Source organism: Streptosporangium sp. NPDC000396 (assembly GCF_042898655.1).
GTDB lineage: Bacteria > Actinomycetota > Actinomycetes > Streptosporangiales > Streptosporangiaceae > Streptosporangium.
The window spans coordinates 72101-89823 of record NZ_JBIAZA010000002.1; the positions used below are offsets into that span (position 1 = coordinate 72101).

Sequence of the window (17723 nt, forward strand, 5' to 3'; positions counted from 1 at the left end):
GCCGATGCATGCTCCGGCGGCTGTGCCGGGTATGCGGTGACAACGCGGCGGATCCCGACGAGCCTGGCCGTACCTGGTGGATCATCCCCTCCGCACCTCCCGATGGTCTGCCGGCCACCTGGCCCGTGACCAGCCCGCCCACATGCAGGGCGCACATCCCTGAGGCACTGTCCAGATGCCCGCACCTGCGCAAGGGATCACCGGTCGTCTGCACCGTGGGCGATTGCCACCCGATCGGAGTGCTGGCCAACCTGTACGGCGAGGACGACGGCCGGGCGGTGGAGATCCAGCATCAGATCGGCGTGGGTCTGGACGAGCCTCACCTGCTTGGCCGAGCGCTGGCCACCCAGCTCATCGTCCAGTTGGCCGATCTACGACCGGCCGCCGTACCGGTCTTATGAGCTGGCGCGGCGGCACGGTGGCCCCGTCCCGCGCTGCCGCGCCGTCCCGATCCCCATCCACTCGTACTCCAGGTGGCCACCGGCCGATACCACGAGGCAGAGCTCCGCGCCCTGCTGCGCGGCCGATGGGCAGACCCCGGTCGATAAGGACAAGCACAAGTAGGCCGGTCCCGGCCGGGCTGATGAGCCCTGAAGTCTTGTGCGAGGAAATCGTCTGGCCCGTCCCGGTGCGAATGGGACCACCGACGGCACTCAGGCCGACAAGACCAAGACGACCGCCAAGCCCACACCCGCAGAAGTCACCGTGGCCGCGGCCACGCTGCGCAGCGCACCCGGCGCGACCGCAGAGCAGACCGACAGGCTGCCCGGCGAAACAACGGCGATCAAGACCCAGCGCTACGGTGACCTGGCGTTGGCTTCACCACGCAGACGACTCTGGCCTGGAACGCCAACTTCAGCGACCCGTCAGCCGAGACCTTCAGGAATCCCGTCCCGTCGGGACGCTGTCGTTCAGCACGGTCGGAGACTTCGCCCCCAACGAGACCACCTGGGTGCTGGACGTGCCGGCCACGGTGGAGAAGTTCCCCGCCCCCGCTACCCTCGATCTACAGGTGGCGCGCCAATGCCTGAATCGACGTGGTCAGCCGGACGATGTGGCCTCTGCGGTAGCGTTCCCGGCAGGGTCTGAGGCGTCATTCATCACTGGCCAATCCTGCATGTCGACGGCGGCTGGCTCCTGCACTGACCGAAAGGGACATCCCATGACGGACCGCGTTCGCGCCATCCTCATCACCCCAAACGGGCAACTGCTGACCATCAAGCGGATCCGGCCGGGGATGGCGCCGTACTGGGTGCTGCCGGGTGGAGGCGTCGAACCTGGGGACACCGATCTGGAAGCGGCATTGCACCGAGAAATCAGCGAAGAGCTTTCCGGCAACGCCACCATCTGCTCTTTGATCCACATCGCCCAAGGTGAAGATCGCGAATACTTCTTCCTCGCCCGTATCCACGTCTGGGACGCAAGTCGCCGCAACGGCCCGGAATTCACCGATCCAACCCGGGGCCAGTACCTAGTGGAAGAAATACCGCTGACTCCTGCCAGCCTCGCTCGGATCGACCTCAAGCCCCCGCCAATCGCACGGCTGTTGACCGAGCACACTGCGAAACTGTTCCGGCTCCCTGACCTAAGGCAAGTGCAGCGATCGGCCTGACGCCGACGTAGCCCGCAAAACACGGCCCTGGCCCTCCGAAGAGGATCAGGGCCGCAGGCGCGAACGATACAGCGGCTACCGACGCAAGTCCGAGTGCTCGGCGTTCGGTACGACGTAATCCACCAAGGAGCCGTCCGCGAGGTGCCGAGTGAACCCGAGTTCGACCTTCTCACCGGGCCAGTCGGTCACTCGGAATTCGTCGTATCCGGAGACCTGCCGATCGGGAAGATGTGCCTGTTCGCTCGCCTGGCGCGCACTCGCCATCGTCCGGCCCGGCGCCACGCGCTGATGCTCCCTTGTGCCGGAGATTATGACCCTATGACTGCATACGGGTGCCCTCGGCGGAGTGTCATCGTCGGCTGAGCCAGACCCGCGCCGCGAGGTTGCGGGCGGCTATCCCGGGCCGCGTCTTCGGGACGAGCAGTGCCGCGGCCCAGCCGACATTGCGCTGTTTCGGGTCGACCAGGGTGCGGTGCTCGGTCTCGTAGCTGCGAAACGCCTTCGCGTGGTCGGCCGCTTCCACGGCGAGCGCCTTGGCGAGAGTGTAGGCGCCGGCCATGGCGAGGCTGGAACCGTCGCCGAACAGGGAAACGCACGACGCCGCGTCGCCGAGCAGCACGATACGGCCCCGCGCCCAGGCGGGCAGACCGACACGGCTGACCGAGTCGAAATACAGGTCCTCGGTCTTCTGGAGCCGCTCGAGTAGCTCTGGCACTCGCCAGCCCGCACTCGCGTAGGCGTTGGTGACGATCCGTTTGTGCTGCTCGGTGTCGCGGTAGTCGAAGTCAGTGATCGTCGGGCTGCGGAAGATGAAGGCGGCCAGGGCATGGCCCCGCGACGGGTGGATGGAGACCAGCCTGCCAGGGGTGTTGTACATGAGCACGTCGTGCGGGTGATCGACCGAGCCGTCGAGGGGCATGGTAGCAACGTAGAGGCCCACGTGCCTCACGAAGTCGAGCTCCCGACCGAACGCCAGTCGCCGCACGGTGGAGTGGAGCCCGTCGGCGCCGACGATCAGGTCGAAGCGGCGGGGGGCGGCGTGGTCGAACGTGACGTCGACGCCGTACTCATCCTGCCGCAGCGTGACGATCGTGTCGTCGAACAGGAACTCGGCGTCGTCGCGGGCGGCCTCGTAGAGCGCGGCGGCCAGGTCGCCGCGCGGGAGCTCGACCTCGCGGGTGCCGGCGGCGCTGCGGGTGGCCGGCATGCTCACGCGGGCGACCTGCCGTCCAGAGGTATCGACGATGCTCATCGCGGTCGCCTGAGTGGCGGCGTCGCGCAGTCGGGGCACGATGCCCATCTGCTCGGCCACGGGCAGCGCTGGGCCCCGTACGTCGACGGGGTTGCCGCTGGAGCGCAGTCCCTGGGACCGCTCCACGACGGTGGGCTGGAACCCGTGGCGAGCCAGCCAGTAGGCGAGTGTGGTGCCGGCGACGCCGGCACCGGAGATCAGAACGCTCTTGGAGGGCATGCCGCAACCATAACCGCACTCGATGCAGCTTCGCAATGAGTGCGAATTTGCGGCAAGTGCTTGTATGCGCCTGATGCCTGTTTGCGCCGAGTGCCGGTACGCTGGGTCGCATGTCTCTTCGCGACCGCAAGCGGGCCCGCACCCGCCAAGCCCTCGTCGATGCCGCGACAGAGCTGTTCGAGCGCAACGGCTACGACGAGACGACCGTCGCCGACATCGCCGCCGCGGCCGACATCGGCACGCGCACGTTCTTCAGTTACTTCGCCAGCAAAGAGGAGTTGCTGTTCCCGGAAAGCGATGCGCGCGTGCGGGCTGTACTCGAGGCCGTCGCGTCACGGGGCCCGGACGAAAGACCGGCTGAAGTGCTACTGCGCGCACTGCGCAAAGTCGGTGAAGACAGCGACGAGATGGCGAGCCGGCTCGCAGCACTGCGGCTGCGTTTCGTGCGGACCGTGCCGGCGGTACGCGGGCGTGCGCTGCAGATCCAATCCGACGCACAGCACGAGATCAGCAGACACCTGGCCACCGCGTTCCCCGAGGAACTCGACGAGGTAAGCGCGGCAGCACTGACCGGAGCGTTCATCGGCGCGGTCACAGGCGCGTTGCAGGTGCTGCTCGACGACCCCGAGCAGCTCGGTGACCCGGCCGCCGTGCAGGCAGCCGTCCGCCGGGCGACCGACATGGCGCTCACACCATGGCTACAGGCGTCACGTCAGCTCAGGCAGCCGAACCACTCTCCGCGGAACACATCAAGCTCCACCGAAGGCGGGGCGATTCACTCGTCCGTAAGCTGAGGGTGTGTCCCCCGCACTGATTCTGCTCGACGGCGTCAGCTGGCGGGGTGTACGCGTGGTCGGCGATCGCGCGCATACCCTGCTGGCCGTGCTCGCCATGCAAGGGCGTGCAGGGGTCAGTGACGAGCGCCTGGTCGAGGAGTTGTGGCCCGACGAGACGCCGGCCAACCCGACGAAGGCGCTGCAGGTGGTCGTCTCGCGGACCAGGGCGGCGACCTGCGCCGACGTCGTGGTGCGGGTCCCGCGTGGTTACCGGCTCGGGCTGCCCGCCGGTCAGGTGGACGCGCTGCTGCTCGGCGCGCTGGTGAAGCAGGCACGGACCGCACTGGGCGAGGATGACATGGTGCTCGCGCGTCGCCGCGCCGAAGAGGCCATGAGTCTCGTGGCCGGCGGCTTGGACGGCGCCACGGGCCCACTCGCTGAGCTGAGGGGCGTCGCGGCAAAGTGGGTGGCCGAGGCGCGACGTGTGGCGGCGATCGCGCGGGGCCGGAGCGGCGCTCACGAGGGCGCGCTGCCGCTGCTGGAGGAGGCCGCGGCCGATCGGCCGCACGACGAGGAACTGCTCGTCTGCCTGCTGCGCAGCGAGGCCGCCGTACGAGGTGCCGCCGCCGCTCTGGAGCGCTACGAGCGGTATCGCGCGGGCCTGGTCGCGCGGCTCGGCACCGAACCAGGGCCTGAGCTCGCCCGCGTGTACGCCGAACTCCTCGTCGCGGATCGGCCGGTGCGTGAGGGCATCCTGTTCGACGGTTCCTCGCTGCTCGGCCGCGACGGCGACATCCGTGCGGTGCACGCCCTGTTGCAGACCAACCGGGTGGTCTCCATCATCGGCCCTGGCGGGCTGGGCAAGACGCGGCTGGCTCATGTCATCGGCAGGAACGCCGCGCAGCCCGTCGCTCACTTCGTCGAGCTCGTCGGTGTCTCCTCGCCGGAGGGCGTGGTGAGCGAGGTGGGCTCGGCGCTCGGAGTTCGGGACTCGGTCAGCGGGCGTCGTGCCCTGACCACCGAGCAGCGCTCCGACGTTCGCTCCCGGATCGCCCAGCATCTCGACCAGGCTCCGGCGCTGCTGATCCTGGACAACTGCGAGCACGTGATCGAGGCCGCCGCCGACCTGGTGGCGTTCCTGACCGTGACGACCCGCGACCTGCGGGTGCTCATCACCTCGCGCGCCCCCTTGTCGATTCCCGCCGAACGCGTCTACCCGCTCGGCGAGCTGCCCACGGGCGACGCGGTGGAGTTGTTCCGCCAGCGCGCCACGGCCGCCCGCCCGGATGTGCGGATCGACGAGGGAGCGGTCGAGGAGGTCGTCGCCCGCCTCGACGGGCTGCCGCTCGCGATCGAGCTGGCCGCGGCCAAGGTGCGGGTGATGTCGGTGGAGGAGGTCGCGCGGCGCCTGGCGGACCGGTTCGCCCTGCTGCGCGGTGGGAACCGTACGGCCCCCGACCGGCACCAGACGCTGCTCGCGGTCATCGACTGGTCGTGGAATCTGCTGGACGAGCCGGAACGGCGGGCGTTGCGGTGGTTGTCACTGTTCGGCGACGGTTTCACGCTGGCCGCGGCCGAGCACATACTCGGCCCGGACGCCCTGCACGTCGTGGACGCGCTGACCGAGCAGTCGTTGCTGAGCATCCGCGAGACGACGTACGGCCTGCGCTACCGGATGCTGGAGACCGTCAGGGAGTTCGGGCGGATGCGGCTGAAAGAGGCCGGCGAGGAGGCGCCCGCTCGGGCGGCGCAGCGGGCCTGGGCGACGGCGTACGCCCTCGAACACGCCTCCGAGCTGTTCGGCCCGGCGCAGTTCGCGGCGGCCGACGCGTTGCGCGCCGAGGAGAGCAACCTCGCCGAACTGCTCCGGCAGGCTCTCGGCGAGCCCGATCCCATCACGACGGTTCAGTTACTGGCCGGCGTCGGCGCACTGTGGTCGATCCGCGGCGACCACCCCCGGATCTTCGTCCACCGGGACGCGATCACCCAGGTGATCACCGGCTGGACGCCGCCGCCGCACCTCGTCGAGGTGACCAGGACCGCCACGCTGATCACGATCATGAACGTCATGATCGTCACCGAAGGTGACGAGCCGTTGCGCGACCTCCTCCGTACGCTGCCCACCAGCGACACGACGGATCGCCGCATAGCGGCGATGGCCACGGTGGTGCTCGCGTGCGATTCGGCCGACCACGCCGACGTGCGCCGCCGGCTGGCGGAGTTGAGCTGGAGCGACGACCGTGACGTGGCCTTGGCGGCGGCGCACACGAGCGTCCACACCTTGGAGAACGCGGGAGACGTGACCGGGGCGATCGAGGCCGCCGAGCGGACCCTGACGATGCTCCACGAGGGCGAAGGGCCGTGGCGCGCCGCGATCACGCACGCCGTGCTGGCCCACCTGGTCATGAAGCTCGGCGACCGCCGGCGGGCGGTCGGACACGCGCGGACCGCCATCCCGGTGCTGAGCCGGCTCGGCGCCACCGACGACGAGACCCAGCTCCGCATGGTGCTGCTGACCTCCGCGCTCGCCGATGGCGACCTCGACACCGCGGAGGCCGAGCTGGCCGAGATCAACCGGATCAACGACAACGAGGCGGTGCTCGGCGGGGTGGCATTCGCCTCGTTGTGCGCGGCCGAGCTCGCCCTCGCCCGCGGCGAGACGGCCGCCGCGCTCGCGGAATACCGCCTGGCCGTCCAGCGGGCGCATGACCTGCGCCTGCCTGGAGCGCCGAGCGCGGAGCTCACGCCGTGGACGATCGTCGCGGAGTCGGTTGCCCTGACGGCGTACGCGTACCATGCCCCTCCGGAGGACGGCCGGTACGGCGAGGAGCTGTTCTCCACCGTCCGGGGCTACGACCTGCTGGCCGTGAAGAACCCCGTCCTCGACTACCCGCTGTGCGGCTCGATGCTCTTCGCGCTCGGCGCCTGGGGCCTGCTTCGGGGAGCCATGGCCGCCCGCGACGCGATCGGGTTGCTGGTGCTGGCCGAACGGTTCGCGTACCACAGCACCATGCCCAGCATGGCCTTCGAGCTGATCGAACCGTACGCGGAGCGGGCCGCGCCCGGGATGATCGCCGCCGTGCGGGCCGAGTACGGCGATCGACGCGGCCCCGACCTGCTCGACGAGACGCGGAGTCTCATCGAGCAGGTCTCCGGCGGTGACGGCCGGAGGTCACATGTGCCGTTTGTAGCTGCGTACCGACAGCGGCGCGAAGATCGCGATGACGATCAGGCACGCCAGGAGCGTCCAGGCCACCTCCACGCTCACGAGGGCGCTGTTGGCGAGGTCGCGGGCGGCTGTGACCAGGTGTGAGACCGGGTTGATCCGGACGAACGCGGCCAGCCAGCCGGGTAGGGTCTCGACGGGGACGAACGCGTTCGACAGGAACGTCAGCGGGAACAGGATCATCATGGAGATGCCCTGCACGGCCTGGGCGCTCCGGGCGATGGTGCCGACCCAGGTGAAGACCCACGCCAGCGACCAGCCCGTGAAGATCGCCAGCAGGATCGCGGCGAGCACGCCGCCCGCTCCGCCGCCTGGGCGGTAGCCCATCACCAGGCCCATACCGAAGGTCAGAGTGGCCGCGATCGTGTAGCGCAGCAGGTCGGCCACCATCGGGCCGGCGAGCGGCGCGATCCGGGCGATCGGCAACGACTTGAACCGGTCGAAGACACCCTTCTCCATGTCCTCGCGGAGCTGCGTGCCCGTCGCCATGCACGTCGTCAGCACGGTCTGGGCGATGATGCCGGGGATCATCAGGGGGAGGTAGCTCTCCACGTCGCCGGCGATGGCGCCGCCGAAGACGAAGGCGAACATCGCGGTGAACAGGATGGGCTGCAGCGCCACGTCGAAGAACTGCTCCGGGTTGCGGCGCATCTTCTTGAGCGCCCGCCACGCCATCGTCAGGGTCTGCCCGATCGTCTCCCTGATGGAGATGCGCCGCCGGGCGGCGGCCACGCGGTCGGCGGCCCGGACCGCCTCGCGGGCGGGTGCGATCATGGTGCTCATCGGTTCTCCTCCGTGCCGGTCCCGTCGTCCCCGTCCGTCTCATGGCCGGTGAGGGCGAGGAACACCTCGTCCAGGCTGGGCTTGGCCACACTCACCGAGGAGATCGACACCCCGGCGTTGCGCAGCGCGATCAGTACGTCCGCGGCCAGGTCGGCCTGGTCGAGGGCGACGTTAAGGCGGCCCTGCTCTGGGCTGAGGACCGGGTCGGAGCCGAGGAGTCGCCGCACGACCTCCATGGCGGCGGGCACCTCGCCCGGCTCGGCGAGCAGCAACTGGAGGGTGGAGTCGCCGACCGCGGTCTTCAACTCGTCGGGGGTGCCCTCGGCGACTTTGCGGCCGTGGTCGATGACGGCGACGCGATCGGCGAGTTGGTCGGCCTCGTCCAGATATTGCGTGGTCAGCAGCACCGTGCAGCCGTCGGCGACCAGACCGCGGATGGTGTCCCACATCTGGCCGCGCGTGCGCGGATCGAGACCGGTGGTCGGCTCGTCCAGGAAGATCAGCGGTGGCCTGGTGATCAGGCTGGCCGCCAGGTCGAGGCGCCGGCGCATGCCGCCGGAGAACTGCGCGATCGGTTTGTCGGCGGCCTCCTCCAGGCCGAATTGGTCCAGCAGCTCGCCGGCGATGCGCCGGGCACGCGGCCCGGCGATGCCCTGTAGGCGGCTGAAGAGCCAGAGGTTCTCGCGGGCAGTCAGGTTCTCGTCGACCGACGCGTACTGTCCGGTGACGCCGACCAGCTGGCGGATCACGTGCGGGTTACCGGCCACGTCGACCCCGAAGATCTCGGCACGGCCCGCGTCGATCTTCAACAGGGTGGCCAGCATCCGTAGCGTGGTGGTCTTGCCGGCGCCGTTCGGGCCGAGGACGCCGAAGATCTCACCGGGGCGTACGTCCAGGTCGATCCCGTCGACGGCACGGTGCCCGCCGAACGTCTTCACCAGCCCCTCCGCACGTACGGCCAGATCAGCGCCCCCCTCGGGGGCCGGGCCGCCCTTGGTACGTCCGAGTTCTGTGATGCTCATGGCTTCACTCTCGGCGACGCCGGTTTCACGGCACCCTCGACAGGGTTTCACCGGTTGCCGGGAGCTCCGTGGATTCGTTCCGCCACCAGCCGGGCAAAGTCGGCGAAGCCATGCCAACGTGCCCGACGCCTGTCCGGCGCGGCGGTCGGAGACGGAATACGCGCCACAGGCGGCACCGTACGTGGTACCGCCTGCGGAAGAGACACGGGGAAGGGGGTCAGTGGTCGCACTGCGGAGGCGGCGGCGCCGCCCGGATGAACCTTCGAGACGTGATCACTTCCTGAAGTAGGCGCGGGCGGACGGGAGCAGGAGCAGGACGACTACGGCGAGCGAGGCCAGCGGGGTGAAGAGGAGGCGGCCGTCAGCCACGAGCAGCAGCAAGGCGGGATAGACGCGCTCGCTCGCCTCGAGGACGGCCTGCGCGTCGGCGCCACCGCCGAGGATGGACTGAAGGAACTGCACCCTGGACAACTGACTGATGAGGACGAAGACATCGAGGATGAGGAAGAGCGGCTGGACGACCAGAGTGAGGATCCGCCCGGCGCGCCTTCCGGCCAGGTTGAGCCACGCCAGGATCGCCGCGATCGCAGCGGTGGAGACGGGCACGACCAGTGCGACACCGCTCTCGTCGAAGCGGATGCCCTTCTCGACCAGGATGGACGGCGACAGACCCTGCCGGGCGAGCTCGGCCTCGGCCGCGGCCTGGACGTCGGCGCCGTACACGAGACCGGCGATCGGGACGATCAGGAAGGCGAGAGCGAAGAGCAGCTGCAGGACACCGGCGAAGGTGACGGTGGCGGGGCGAATACGGACACCGGCGAAAGTGACGGTGGCGGTGGCGGGGCGAATACGAGTTTCGGTGTTGTTCATGGCTCGAACGATCGCGGTATCCGCTGATATGGCGCTCTCACGGCACTGAGACGGCCGAGGTTTTCTCGTCAGCGTGCTGTCTGGGAGGCTTGCCCGGCGCAAATTGTCGTGCTTGGCCCGGTTCAGGCTCTTTCGGATGATGGGGCGCCGATCGACGTCCCCGGTGCCCGACTGCGCAAGGCGCTGGGTGAGGCGGAGATGGTGGAGTTGGCGCTGGAAACCCCTCCTCACCGCCGAGACGCCGAAGGAATACGGCAGATTCAACTGGTACGGCAAGCCCGCCAACCGCCTTCACTGGTTCGAGCAGGGCTACACGTCGCAAGGCCCGGGCGCGTGCAACACCTGGAAGGCTCCCTCCTCGAAGGTCGCCTGACCCCTGCCGGCCCGTCTCAGGGACAAGCACGAACAGGGCGATCACCGGCCGGCGTCAAGAACTCCTCTGCCCGTGAACAAGCGGGTCAAGCGAGCGATTCGCGCTGAGGCGTGACAGAGAAGGCGGGGACGGTTCTGCCCTGCGCGAAGCCGGCAGAACTCGAACGCGCCGTCTATTTATGGTGAGGCATGGCCTCCTCTGCCCCGCCGCTACGTCCGGCGATCGATCGGACCGGTCCTAAGCCGCCTTCGGCTCGCGAGCCGCTGTGGCGGCACGCGCTCGGTGAGTGTCTCAGAGGTCTTCGTCACGAGCGGGGCGAGAAGTTGAGCGAGACGGCGCGTCGCGCCGGCGTCTCGCCGCAGTATCTCTCCGAGATGGAACGAGGCGTCAAAGAGCCATCGAGCGAAATGATCGCCGCGGTCGCCGGCGCGCTGGATGTCACCCTGGTCGACCTGACCCTTGCCGTTGCCGAGAGCTTGCGGTCTGCTCAGAACAGCATGTCGAGAGGTGCCACCTGCTCGGCGGCGTATGCCCTGGCCGCGTAGCGTGGCCTGTCGGGATCATCCACGAGCCTATGAGTGCTCCTCGATGATCTGATCGAGGAGCCCGTACTCCAAGGCCGCGGTCGCGGTGAACACGCGATCGTGATCGGTGTCGGCGCGTAGGGTCTCGACAGTCTGGCCCGTGTGCCGTGACAGTATGCGCTCGATGTCTGCTCGGACACGTACGACCTCGTCGGCTTGCAAGATGAGATCGGGGATCGCTCCGCGCCCCTGAGCAGCCGGTTGGTGCAGGATCACTCGTGCGTGCGGGAGAGCGGCACGTTTTCCTTCGGCACCCGCGGCGAGAAGGACGGCACCCACCGCGATGGCCTGTCCAACGCAGGTTGTCGTAACCCGCGGGCGAATGTAGCGCATGGTGTCGTATATCGCGAGCATTGCGCTCGGGTCCCCGCCTTCGCAGTTGATATAGAACTGTATGTCGGCATCGGGGTTGTCTGACTCCAGAAAAATAAGCTGTGCGATGAGTGCGTTCGCGACGCCCGCATCAATTGCGGTTCCCAGATAGACGATTCGCTCGGTGAGCAGGTGCGAGTAGACATCCATGATCCGCTCGCCACGAGGATTCCGGGCGATGACGTTAGGGATCGTGTACGTGGTCACTGGCCGACTCCTTCGGTGACGCCGAATCCGGGCCGTGGGCGATTGTGTGGCGCGATTTCGTCGAAGCTCTGGACGATTGCGTCTATGAAGCCGTAGTCCAGTGCCTCTTGCGCCGTGTACCAGCGATCATGCAGAGAATCCTCGAATATGCGCTCCACGGGCTGGCCCGTGTCCTCGGCGATGAGACCGAGCACCGTGTCGCGAGTATGCCGAAGGTCACCGGCCTGCAGTTCGATGTCGACTGCGGTGCCGCCGATTCCGGCCGAGCCTTGGTGCATCAGGACACGTGCGTGCGGCAGGGCGCGGCGCTTCCCTCGGGTACCCGATGACAGCAAGAATTGCCCGGCGCTGTAGGCGATGCCCAGCACGAGGGTCGACACGTCACAGGGAATGAGTCGAATGATGTCACGGATCGCAAGCATCGATGGAACCGAGCCGCCCGGGGAGTGAATCCACAATGCGATATCGGCCGACGCATCCTGCGTGGCGAGTGCTATCAATTGCGTGGCGAGCAATGTCCCATTGTCGTCATCGAGAGGACCGTCGAGAACGAGAACACGCTGCTCGTAAAGCTGACGTCTTACCTGCGCGTTGAACAGTGGAAGTTTCGATTCTTCACCCATGCGTCCATCATGTGAGGCGGCCCGGACCGGCGTCGACTCGATCTGCCTGGGGCAGATCTGCTCTGAGCAGATAGAACTCGGTTTCCGGCCCGGTTCGTAGCATCGCGGCCGGGAATCGGCCGGGGCGAGCGCGCCCTCCGGTGGGCCGGCTCAGCTATGACGCCGAAGCGGGGCGAGGATGCCCTGGTGGCGGGGCCGCGGCGGACGATCTCGACTTGTGGGAGCTCAAGGTCTGCTGGCCGCGGCCAGGTTGACGCCGAGCCCGATGAGCGCCGCGCCGGTCAGCGCGTCGACGGCCCTGCGTACAGCGGGGCGGGCGAAAACCCGGCGCAGCGCGCTCACCAGGTTGGCCACCACGAGGAACCACACCCCGGTGCCGACCAAGGCGATGCCCGACAGCAGGAGGGTGTCGGTGAGCGAGGCGCCGGAGGAGACGAACTGCGGGACCAGGGCGACGAAGAACAGCGCCGCTTTGGGGTTGAGCACGTTGGTGAGCAGTCCCTCGAGGAAGGCGGCCGAGGGGCTCTTCCTGCCCGGGTCCGGCAGGTCGACCTTGAGGTCGCCGCCCTTGGCCAGTGCGGCGCGCAGCGCCTTGCCGCCCAGATACAGCAGGTAGGCGGCGCCGACGACCTTGACCACGGTGAATGCCATGGCCGAGGCGGCCAGCAGGGCCGCGATGCCGGTGGCGGCGGCCACCACCCAGACGAACACGCCGGCGGCGATGCCGGCCGCCGCCGCCATGCCGTACCCGCGGCCAGAGATCGCCGAGCGGCGGACCACCACCGCGAAGTCGGGACCCGGCGACATCGCGCCGAGCATCACCACGCCCCCGAATGCCATCATTTCCGTCGCAGAAATCATGCGCGGAGTCTAATCCGCCGGGTTCTGACCGGTGCCCTTCCTAGGGGTCCAGCCCACATACGCTCCGGCGGACCGGTCCTGTTACCTTCTCCCGTCGGCACTCGTCATAGGTGCGACGACCGAATACGAACGGTCGTCGCACCAACGAGTGAATCGAGAACAGGATGCTGATCAACATCATGTACGTGACGATCTACGTCACCGATCAGGACCGCGCGCTGGAGTTCTACACCGAGGGACTCGGCCTGGAAAAGCGGATCGACTTCCGGGGGCCCGACGGACGTTTCCTCACCGTCGGCGTTCCCGATAGCCCGGTGCAGATCCTCCTGTGGTCGCATGCGGCGGCCGCGGGACAGCCGGGCGACGTGAGCCGGCATGCCGCGCCCGGTCCGCTGATCCTCGAATCCGACGATTTGCGAAAGGATTTCGAAATCCTGCGCCAGCGCGGCGTCATCTTCGAACAGTCCGAACCCGAGGACTATCCGTTCGGGGTCCGCATCGAGGCGGTGGACCCGGACGGCAACCGGGTCTCGCTCCGTCAGCAGCGAAAGCCGTGACCGCCCACCCGTCCGGCCTCGTGACCGAGGCGTTCGAAGCCCAGCGCGATCGGCTACGCGCCCTCGCGTACCGCGTGCTGGGCTCGCACGCCGACGCCGAGGACGTGGTCCAGGAAGCCTGGATGCGCCTCGTCCGCCAGGACGAGGCGACCATCGGCAACCTGGCGGGCTGGCTGACCACCGTGGTCGGCCGAATCAGCCTGGACTTCCTGAGATCCCGCCAAGCCCACCCCGAAACCGCCTACGGGCACGAGTATGCGGACCTCGTGGTGACGCCCGCCGACGACCCCGCGCCGGACGAACAGGTGGCGCTGGCCGATTCGGTCGGCCTCGCCCTGCTCGTCGTGCTCGACTCGCTCACCCCGAGCGAGCGCCTGGCGTTCGTCCTGCACGACATGTTCGCGGTCCCGTTCCACGAAATCGGCCAGATCCTGGGCAAATCCGCCGACGCCACCAAGATGATCGCCAGCCGCGCCCGCCGCAAGGTCCAAGCCACGGACCGGCCGGCGGGCCCCGGCCGCGAGCACCGAGAGGTCGTCCAGGCATTCCGCGCCGCCGCCCTCAGCGGCGACTTCGAAGCGCTCCTGCGTGTCCTCGACCCGAACGTGAAGCTGACCGTCGACACCCCCGACGGCGTGGTCGTCACCCTCGGCGCCACCGAGGTCGCCGCCGGCGCCCGCATGTTCTCCGGCGAGGTCGCCCGCCACCGACCCGTGCTGGTCAACGGCATCCCCGGCCACATGTCCTGGCGCCCCGACGGAACCCCTCTCTCCGTCATCGCCTTCACAGTCACCGAAGGCCGGATCACCGGCATCCACACCGTCGTCGACCCGGCCAAACTTGCCTCGATCCATCTGCCCGCCCCGGCCTGAGCCGGTGTCGTCAGGGAGGGGGCGGAAGAGGCCATGCGCGCGGGCCGCGATCAACGCTCGGTGATCCACGGAACAAAACTCAGCCCGTCGTCGCGAAGCCGTACAGCAAGGACCGGACGATCTCGTCGGGGTCGGGAAGGTCGAGCCTGAGCAGGCCTCGGTAGGCCACGAGTCCGGCGAACAGGTCGGTCAGCAGCCACAGGTCGCCGTCCGGGCGGAGTTCGCCGCGCTCGATCGCCCGGTCGTAGACCGCCCAGGTTCGTGCCATCCGGTTGCGCATGCTCGTGCGGACGAGGTCGGCCACGGCTGGGTCGCGGCCGCTCTCGCCCAGGATCTGGCGGCTCAGCGCGGCGAGCCGGTCGTCCTGCCAGATGGCCAGGGTGTCGACGACCACCTGCCGCAGGTCGCCGGCGAGTGAGCCGGTGTCGGGGATGGCGACCTGGATGTCGAGCATCTGGGCCAGCGCGTCCAGCAGCATGTCGCGCTTCGTCGCGTAGCGGCGGAACACGCTGGCGCGGCCCACTCCGGCATGTGCGGCCACCTCGTCCATCGTCACCTCCAGGCCGCGTTGGAGCAGCAGCTCAAGGACGGCGGAGCGGATTTTGGCATCGACGGCCGGATCGGGCCGGCGGCCTCTGGGGGGCGGGTTGCTCGACATTATGATACTTTCAGTATCAGATACTTGGGGTATCGGAATAGGGTGACGTGAATGAGAGTACTGGTCGTCGGCGCGGGTGTCGCCGGACTCGCCGCCGCACGTGGTCTGGTCAGAGCGGGACACGAGGTCGAGGTGTACGAGCGGGCGCCCGTGCTCCGTACGGCGGGCGGATCCGTGACGCTCTGGAGCGGTAGCACCGGCATCCTGCGCGACCTCGAGGTCGATCTGAGCGGTGTCGGACAGCGCATTGACGCGATGGAGTCGCGGTCACCCGACGGGCGACCGACGCTCACCGTCGACGTCGCCGCCGTGGCCCGTCGCTACGGCACGCCGAATGTGCACCTGCCCCGGCAGCGGCTGGTCGAGCGCCTCGCCGACGGCTTGCCCGACGGCGTGCTGCGCTTCGGCGTCGCCTGCACGCACGTGGATCACGAGCGGGGCGAGATCACCTTCGCCGACGGGAGTACGGCGCGCGGCGACGTCGTCGTCGGGGCCGACGGACGCTCCTCAGTAGTACGTGACCACCTCTGGGGCACCGACCCCGGCCAGATCACCGAGTGGATCACCTGGCAGGGGTTCGTCAAGGGCCCGCCCGACCTCATCTCGTCCCACCGGGCCCTCATGATCATTGGGCGGGAAGGGCTCTGCGGCCTGATCCCCGCAGGGGAAGGGCTGCTGCTGTGGTGGTTCGACCATCGGACCGACCGTCATGAGCCGCTGCCCACCTCGCCCATCGAGGCGCTGACCGAGCGCTTCGGAGACTGGGCCGCGCCCGTACCCGAAGTTCTCGCCTCGATCGGCGAGATCGACCGTTTCACCCACCATCGCCACCGCGTGCCGAAGATCTGGGGCCGAGGTTGTGCGACGCTCGCCGGAGACGCCGCGCACTCCATGCCGCCTACGATGGCCCAGGGGGCGAACCAGGGCTTGGAGGACGGCTGGGCTCTGGCCCGTGAGCTCGACGGTCCAGGGCCGGTGGCGGAGAGGCTGCGCCGCTACGAGCGGATCCGCTCCCGGCAGGCCGCCCGGGCAGCGGACCTAGCGGCCACCGAGAACACCAACAAGTACCGGCCGCAGGCCCTGATGCGCCTGGTCCCCGACGCGCTGGTCACCGCTGGCTACATCACATGGCTCCGCCGGGTCAGCACCTACCTCAGCACCGCCGTCTGACCCACCCCGGCACCTGGCCAAGGCTCGCGAGATCGCCGAACGGCTCGGGGACGGCCGCAACGACTGCAACACCGAATTCGGCCCGGCCAACGTCGCCCTGCACGAGGTGGCCGTGGCGGTCGAGTTGGGCGACGCCGGTCACGCTCCGAAGGCCGGGACAGCGGTGAATGTCTCCACGCTCTCCAGTGAACGCCGCGCCCGGCTCCATATCAACCTGGCCCGCGCGCACGCCCAACGCCGTCAGGTCGACAATGCCGTGTCGGCGTTACCGGAGGCCGAAACCGTCACACCAGAGCAGGTACGCAACCATCGAACCGTTCACCAGTTGGTGTCCGATTTGCTGACTATGCAAGATCCGCCCTCACCTGAGCTGAGGGAACTCGCCGACCGTGCGGGGGCGTAAAGGGAACCGGCTTGGATGATCCGGCATCGCCGTACGATCACCGTTAGCAGAAGAGATGGCACAAGGCCCCCACCGGTGTCCAGTGAGAGCCTTTGACTTGGAGCCGCCTTGGGGAATCGAACCCCAGACCCTTCATTACGAGTGAACGGCACAGCCCAGGTCGGAGGGTTCGCTCCCTGGTCAGACGGTAGATGCGGGTCGGTGGAGTGTGATCGTGTAAGGCGGTGTCGCTGTACGGCGCTGCTGTACGGCAAGCCGCACGACCGTCCGCTTCGTCCACTTCCCCAGCCGAGTAGCTGTCCTGCTTCCCTCAGCCGCTACGAGACCAGGGGCTGGTGTCCGGCTCCGGCTATGCCCGCGGTAACTGACATCGTCGTCAGCGACAACCTTCGATCACGAAATACGATCCAGACTCTCCACAGCTCTCTGATGCGCTAGCGGCACATGGGCTGGTCGGCGAGGGCTTCGGCCACGGTGAGGCTGTCTTCGTAGACGGCGTAGCGGGTGATCAGGCCGTTCTCGACGGTGAGATGCAGCGCGCACAGCGCCGTGTAGGGATTGCCGGTGGCCCTCACCGTCTGCCGGATGTCGCCGAGCACGACCGCGTCGGCGCCGTCCACAACGATGCGGGAAGCCGATCCGCCTGCTTTCTCGGGGACGTGGAAGGCGGCTATCTCGCGGAAGTGGTCGGCGATGTCCCCGCGGGTCAAGCGAGGCCGGATCCACGGCACCGCCGGGTGGCCGCCGACCGGCCAGTTCAACTGCCAGTCGACATGATCGGCGAACAACTCGGCGATCCGGTCCGGGTCGCCCTTGCCCAATCGGCGGAGGAAATCCTCCGCAGTGGCAAGGGTGCTCGCGTTCTTCTGGTCCGCGGGAGTATCCACAGTGAACTGGTAGTCGTACCGAATGAGCCCGTCCTCGCCAAGGATGACGAAGGTGAAGCCGGTCCACGCGATGTCGCCGCCACCGGCGGGGATCATGTGCGTGGTGAACCTGACCGCGTCATGATGGCCGGCCGTGTCCTTCGCGGGCCGGAAGACGAACCCCCCGTCCCGCACCAGCTCGTTGTGGGCCTGGGTGATCCGGGCCTCAATGGCTTCATGGCCGCGGTACTGCGCCGATTCAGTGATCTCGACGCCGTCCGCGGCCCATAGCGTGGCGATGGCATTGCGGCGGGCCACCTGATCAGGCTCGTTCCATACGGCGATATAGCGATCAATGAACTGGTTGAGATCGATGTTCATGACCGCGGACGCTAGCGCCGCTCCCCTGACACCTTC

Annotated in this window: 18 protein-coding genes and 1 pseudogene; 10 read left to right on the forward strand and 9 right to left on the reverse strand. The window is 68.3% G+C overall.

The annotated features are described in order from the left end of the window. The first annotated feature begins 8 nt into the window (after positions 1 to 8). Positions 9 to 401, forward strand: coding sequence for a hypothetical protein (locus ACFY2X_RS02740; protein WP_389931426.1), 393 nt, complete (start codon positions 9 to 11; stop codon positions 399 to 401). A 761-nt stretch (positions 402 to 1162) separates the two neighbouring features. Then, the gene (locus ACFY2X_RS02745; protein ID WP_389931429.1) at positions 1163 to 1612 is read left to right on the forward strand and encodes an NUDIX domain-containing protein; all 450 of its coding nucleotides are present in this window, start codon (positions 1163 to 1165) and stop codon (positions 1610 to 1612) included. Between the two features lie 349 nt (positions 1613 to 1961). Here ACFY2X_RS02745 and ACFY2X_RS02750 read toward each other — a convergent pair whose 3' ends face one another. Then, positions 1962 to 3083, reverse strand: coding sequence for an FAD-dependent monooxygenase (locus tag ACFY2X_RS02750; protein WP_389931431.1), 1122 nt, complete (start codon positions 3081 to 3083; stop codon positions 1962 to 1964). A gap of 110 nt (positions 3084 to 3193) precedes the next feature. On the opposite strand from ACFY2X_RS02750, the gene ACFY2X_RS02755 reads away from it, so the two are divergent. Beyond that, complete coding sequence (locus tag ACFY2X_RS02755) at positions 3194 to 3877, forward strand: TetR/AcrR family transcriptional regulator (RefSeq protein ID WP_389931433.1); 684 nt, start codon at positions 3194 to 3196, stop codon at positions 3875 to 3877. Between the two features lie 97 nt (positions 3878 to 3974). After that, positions 3975 to 5345: pseudogene (locus ACFY2X_RS02760) on the forward strand (ATP-binding protein); the annotation flags it as partial. Between the two features lie 1686 nt (positions 5346 to 7031). On the opposite strand, the gene ACFY2X_RS02765 reads toward ACFY2X_RS02760, so the two are convergent. From ACFY2X_RS02765 to ACFY2X_RS02775, 3 genes are all read right to left on the reverse strand, one after another. Next, positions 7032 to 7868 carry an ABC transporter permease gene (locus ACFY2X_RS02765; RefSeq protein ID WP_389931435.1) on the reverse strand — a complete coding sequence of 279 codons (837 nt, stop codon included), beginning with the start codon at positions 7866 to 7868 and terminating at the stop codon, positions 7032 to 7034. Beyond that, complete coding sequence (locus ACFY2X_RS02770; protein WP_389931437.1) at positions 7865 to 8890, reverse strand: ATP-binding cassette domain-containing protein; 1026 nt, start codon at positions 8888 to 8890, stop codon at positions 7865 to 7867. The genes ACFY2X_RS02765 and ACFY2X_RS02770 overlap by 4 nt, the downstream gene beginning before the upstream one ends. Positions 8891 to 9163: 273 nt before the next feature. After that, positions 9164 to 9760: a hypothetical protein gene (locus tag ACFY2X_RS02775; RefSeq protein ID WP_389931439.1), complete on the reverse strand. Its 597-nt coding sequence runs from the start codon at positions 9758 to 9760 to the stop codon at positions 9164 to 9166. 187 nt (positions 9761 to 9947) lie between these two features. Here ACFY2X_RS02775 and ACFY2X_RS02780 point away from each other — a divergent pair, with 187 nt between their 5' ends. Both ACFY2X_RS02780 and ACFY2X_RS02785 read left to right on the forward strand, forming a co-directional pair. Next, on the forward strand, positions 9948 to 10133 hold the full coding sequence (locus ACFY2X_RS02780) for a hypothetical protein (protein WP_389931441.1): 186 nt from the start codon (positions 9948 to 9950) through the stop codon (positions 10131 to 10133). A 188-nt stretch (positions 10134 to 10321) separates the two neighbouring features. Beyond that, entirely contained in the window at positions 10322 to 10678 is a 357-nt protein-coding gene (locus ACFY2X_RS02785) for a helix-turn-helix domain-containing protein (RefSeq protein ID WP_389931443.1), read from the forward strand. A gap of 27 nt (positions 10679 to 10705) precedes the next feature. On the opposite strand, the gene ACFY2X_RS02790 is transcribed toward ACFY2X_RS02785, so the two are convergent. From ACFY2X_RS02790 to ACFY2X_RS02800, 3 genes are all read right to left on the reverse strand, one after another. Continuing rightward, positions 10706 to 11296: a ClpP family protease gene (locus ACFY2X_RS02790; RefSeq protein ID WP_389931445.1), complete on the reverse strand. Its 591-nt coding sequence runs from the start codon at positions 11294 to 11296 to the stop codon at positions 10706 to 10708. Next, positions 11293 to 11919, reverse strand: a complete 627-nt coding sequence (locus ACFY2X_RS02795) for a ClpP family protease (protein WP_389931447.1) — start codon at positions 11917 to 11919, stop codon at positions 11293 to 11295. The genes ACFY2X_RS02790 and ACFY2X_RS02795 overlap by 4 nt, the downstream gene beginning before the upstream one ends. 225 nt (positions 11920 to 12144) lie before the next feature. Continuing rightward, positions 12145 to 12780 carry a LysE family translocator gene (locus tag ACFY2X_RS02800; RefSeq protein ID WP_389931450.1) on the reverse strand — a complete coding sequence of 212 codons (636 nt, stop codon included), beginning with the start codon at positions 12778 to 12780 and terminating at the stop codon, positions 12145 to 12147. A 164-nt stretch (positions 12781 to 12944) separates the two neighbouring features. Between ACFY2X_RS02800 and ACFY2X_RS02805 the strand changes: the two genes are divergently transcribed. Further along, complete coding sequence (locus tag ACFY2X_RS02805; protein WP_389931452.1) at positions 12945 to 13337, forward strand: VOC family protein; 393 nt, start codon at positions 12945 to 12947, stop codon at positions 13335 to 13337. Beyond that, positions 13334 to 14209, forward strand: a complete 876-nt coding sequence (locus ACFY2X_RS02810; protein ID WP_389931454.1) for a sigma-70 family RNA polymerase sigma factor — start codon at positions 13334 to 13336, stop codon at positions 14207 to 14209. Before ACFY2X_RS02805 ends, ACFY2X_RS02810 begins: the two co-directional genes overlap by 4 nt. Positions 14210 to 14288: 79 nt before the next feature. Here ACFY2X_RS02810 and ACFY2X_RS02815 read toward each other — a convergent pair whose 3' ends face one another. Continuing rightward, positions 14289 to 14867 (reverse strand): TetR/AcrR family transcriptional regulator, encoded by a 579-nt coding sequence (locus tag ACFY2X_RS02815; RefSeq protein ID WP_389931456.1) that lies wholly within the window; start codon positions 14865 to 14867, stop codon positions 14289 to 14291. A 51-nt stretch (positions 14868 to 14918) separates the two neighbouring features. Here ACFY2X_RS02815 and ACFY2X_RS02820 point away from each other — a divergent pair, with 51 nt between their 5' ends. Together ACFY2X_RS02820 and ACFY2X_RS02825 are read left to right on the forward strand one after the other, a co-directional pair. After that, positions 14919 to 16037 carry an FAD-dependent oxidoreductase gene (locus tag ACFY2X_RS02820; RefSeq protein ID WP_389931458.1) on the forward strand — a complete coding sequence of 373 codons (1119 nt, stop codon included), beginning with the start codon at positions 14919 to 14921 and terminating at the stop codon, positions 16035 to 16037. 112 nt (positions 16038 to 16149) lie between these two features. Beyond that, positions 16150 to 16440 carry a hypothetical protein gene (locus ACFY2X_RS02825; RefSeq protein ID WP_389931461.1) on the forward strand — a complete coding sequence of 97 codons (291 nt, stop codon included), beginning with the start codon at positions 16150 to 16152 and terminating at the stop codon, positions 16438 to 16440. 434 nt (positions 16441 to 16874) lie between these two features. On the opposite strand, the gene ACFY2X_RS02830 is transcribed toward ACFY2X_RS02825, so the two are convergent. Continuing rightward, positions 16875 to 17687, reverse strand: coding sequence for a nuclear transport factor 2 family protein (locus ACFY2X_RS02830; RefSeq protein ID WP_389931462.1), 813 nt, complete (start codon positions 17685 to 17687; stop codon positions 16875 to 16877). Between the last annotated feature and the right edge of the window lie 36 nt (positions 17688 to 17723).

Excerpts from the sequence above, each read along its gene's own strand:
- ACFY2X_RS02740 (WP_389931426.1), top strand. The coding sequence starts at position 9 with ATGCTCCGGCGGCTGTGCCGGGTATGCGGTGACAACGCGGCGGATCCC.
- ACFY2X_RS02745 (WP_389931429.1), top strand. The coding sequence starts at position 1,163 with ATGACGGACCGCGTTCGCGCCATCCTCATCACCCCAAACGGGCAACTG.
- ACFY2X_RS02750 (WP_389931431.1), bottom strand. The coding sequence starts at position 3,083 with ATGCCCTCCAAGAGCGTTCTGATCTCCGGTGCCGGCGTCGCCGGCACC.
- ACFY2X_RS02755 (WP_389931433.1), top strand. The coding sequence starts at position 3,194 with ATGTCTCTTCGCGACCGCAAGCGGGCCCGCACCCGCCAAGCCCTCGTC.
- ACFY2X_RS02765 (WP_389931435.1), bottom strand. The coding sequence starts at position 7,868 with ATGAGCACCATGATCGCACCCGCCCGCGAGGCGGTCCGGGCCGCCGAC.
- ACFY2X_RS02770 (WP_389931437.1), bottom strand. The coding sequence starts at position 8,890 with ATGAGCATCACAGAACTCGGACGTACCAAGGGCGGCCCGGCCCCCGAG.
- ACFY2X_RS02775 (WP_389931439.1), bottom strand. The coding sequence starts at position 9,760 with ATGAACAACACCGAAACTCGTATTCGCCCCGCCACCGCCACCGTCACT.
- ACFY2X_RS02785 (WP_389931443.1), top strand. The coding sequence starts at position 10,322 with ATGGCCTCCTCTGCCCCGCCGCTACGTCCGGCGATCGATCGGACCGGT.
- ACFY2X_RS02795 (WP_389931447.1), bottom strand. The coding sequence starts at position 11,919 with ATGGGTGAAGAATCGAAACTTCCACTGTTCAACGCGCAGGTAAGACGT.
- ACFY2X_RS02800 (WP_389931450.1), bottom strand. The coding sequence starts at position 12,780 with ATGATTTCTGCGACGGAAATGATGGCATTCGGGGGCGTGGTGATGCTC.
- ACFY2X_RS02805 (WP_389931452.1), top strand. The coding sequence starts at position 12,945 with ATGCTGATCAACATCATGTACGTGACGATCTACGTCACCGATCAGGAC.
- ACFY2X_RS02815 (WP_389931456.1), bottom strand. The coding sequence starts at position 14,867 with ATGTCGAGCAACCCGCCCCCCAGAGGCCGCCGGCCCGATCCGGCCGTC.
- ACFY2X_RS02820 (WP_389931458.1), top strand. The coding sequence starts at position 14,919 with ATGAGAGTACTGGTCGTCGGCGCGGGTGTCGCCGGACTCGCCGCCGCA.
- ACFY2X_RS02830 (WP_389931462.1), bottom strand. The coding sequence starts at position 17,687 with ATGAACATCGATCTCAACCAGTTCATTGATCGCTATATCGCCGTATGG.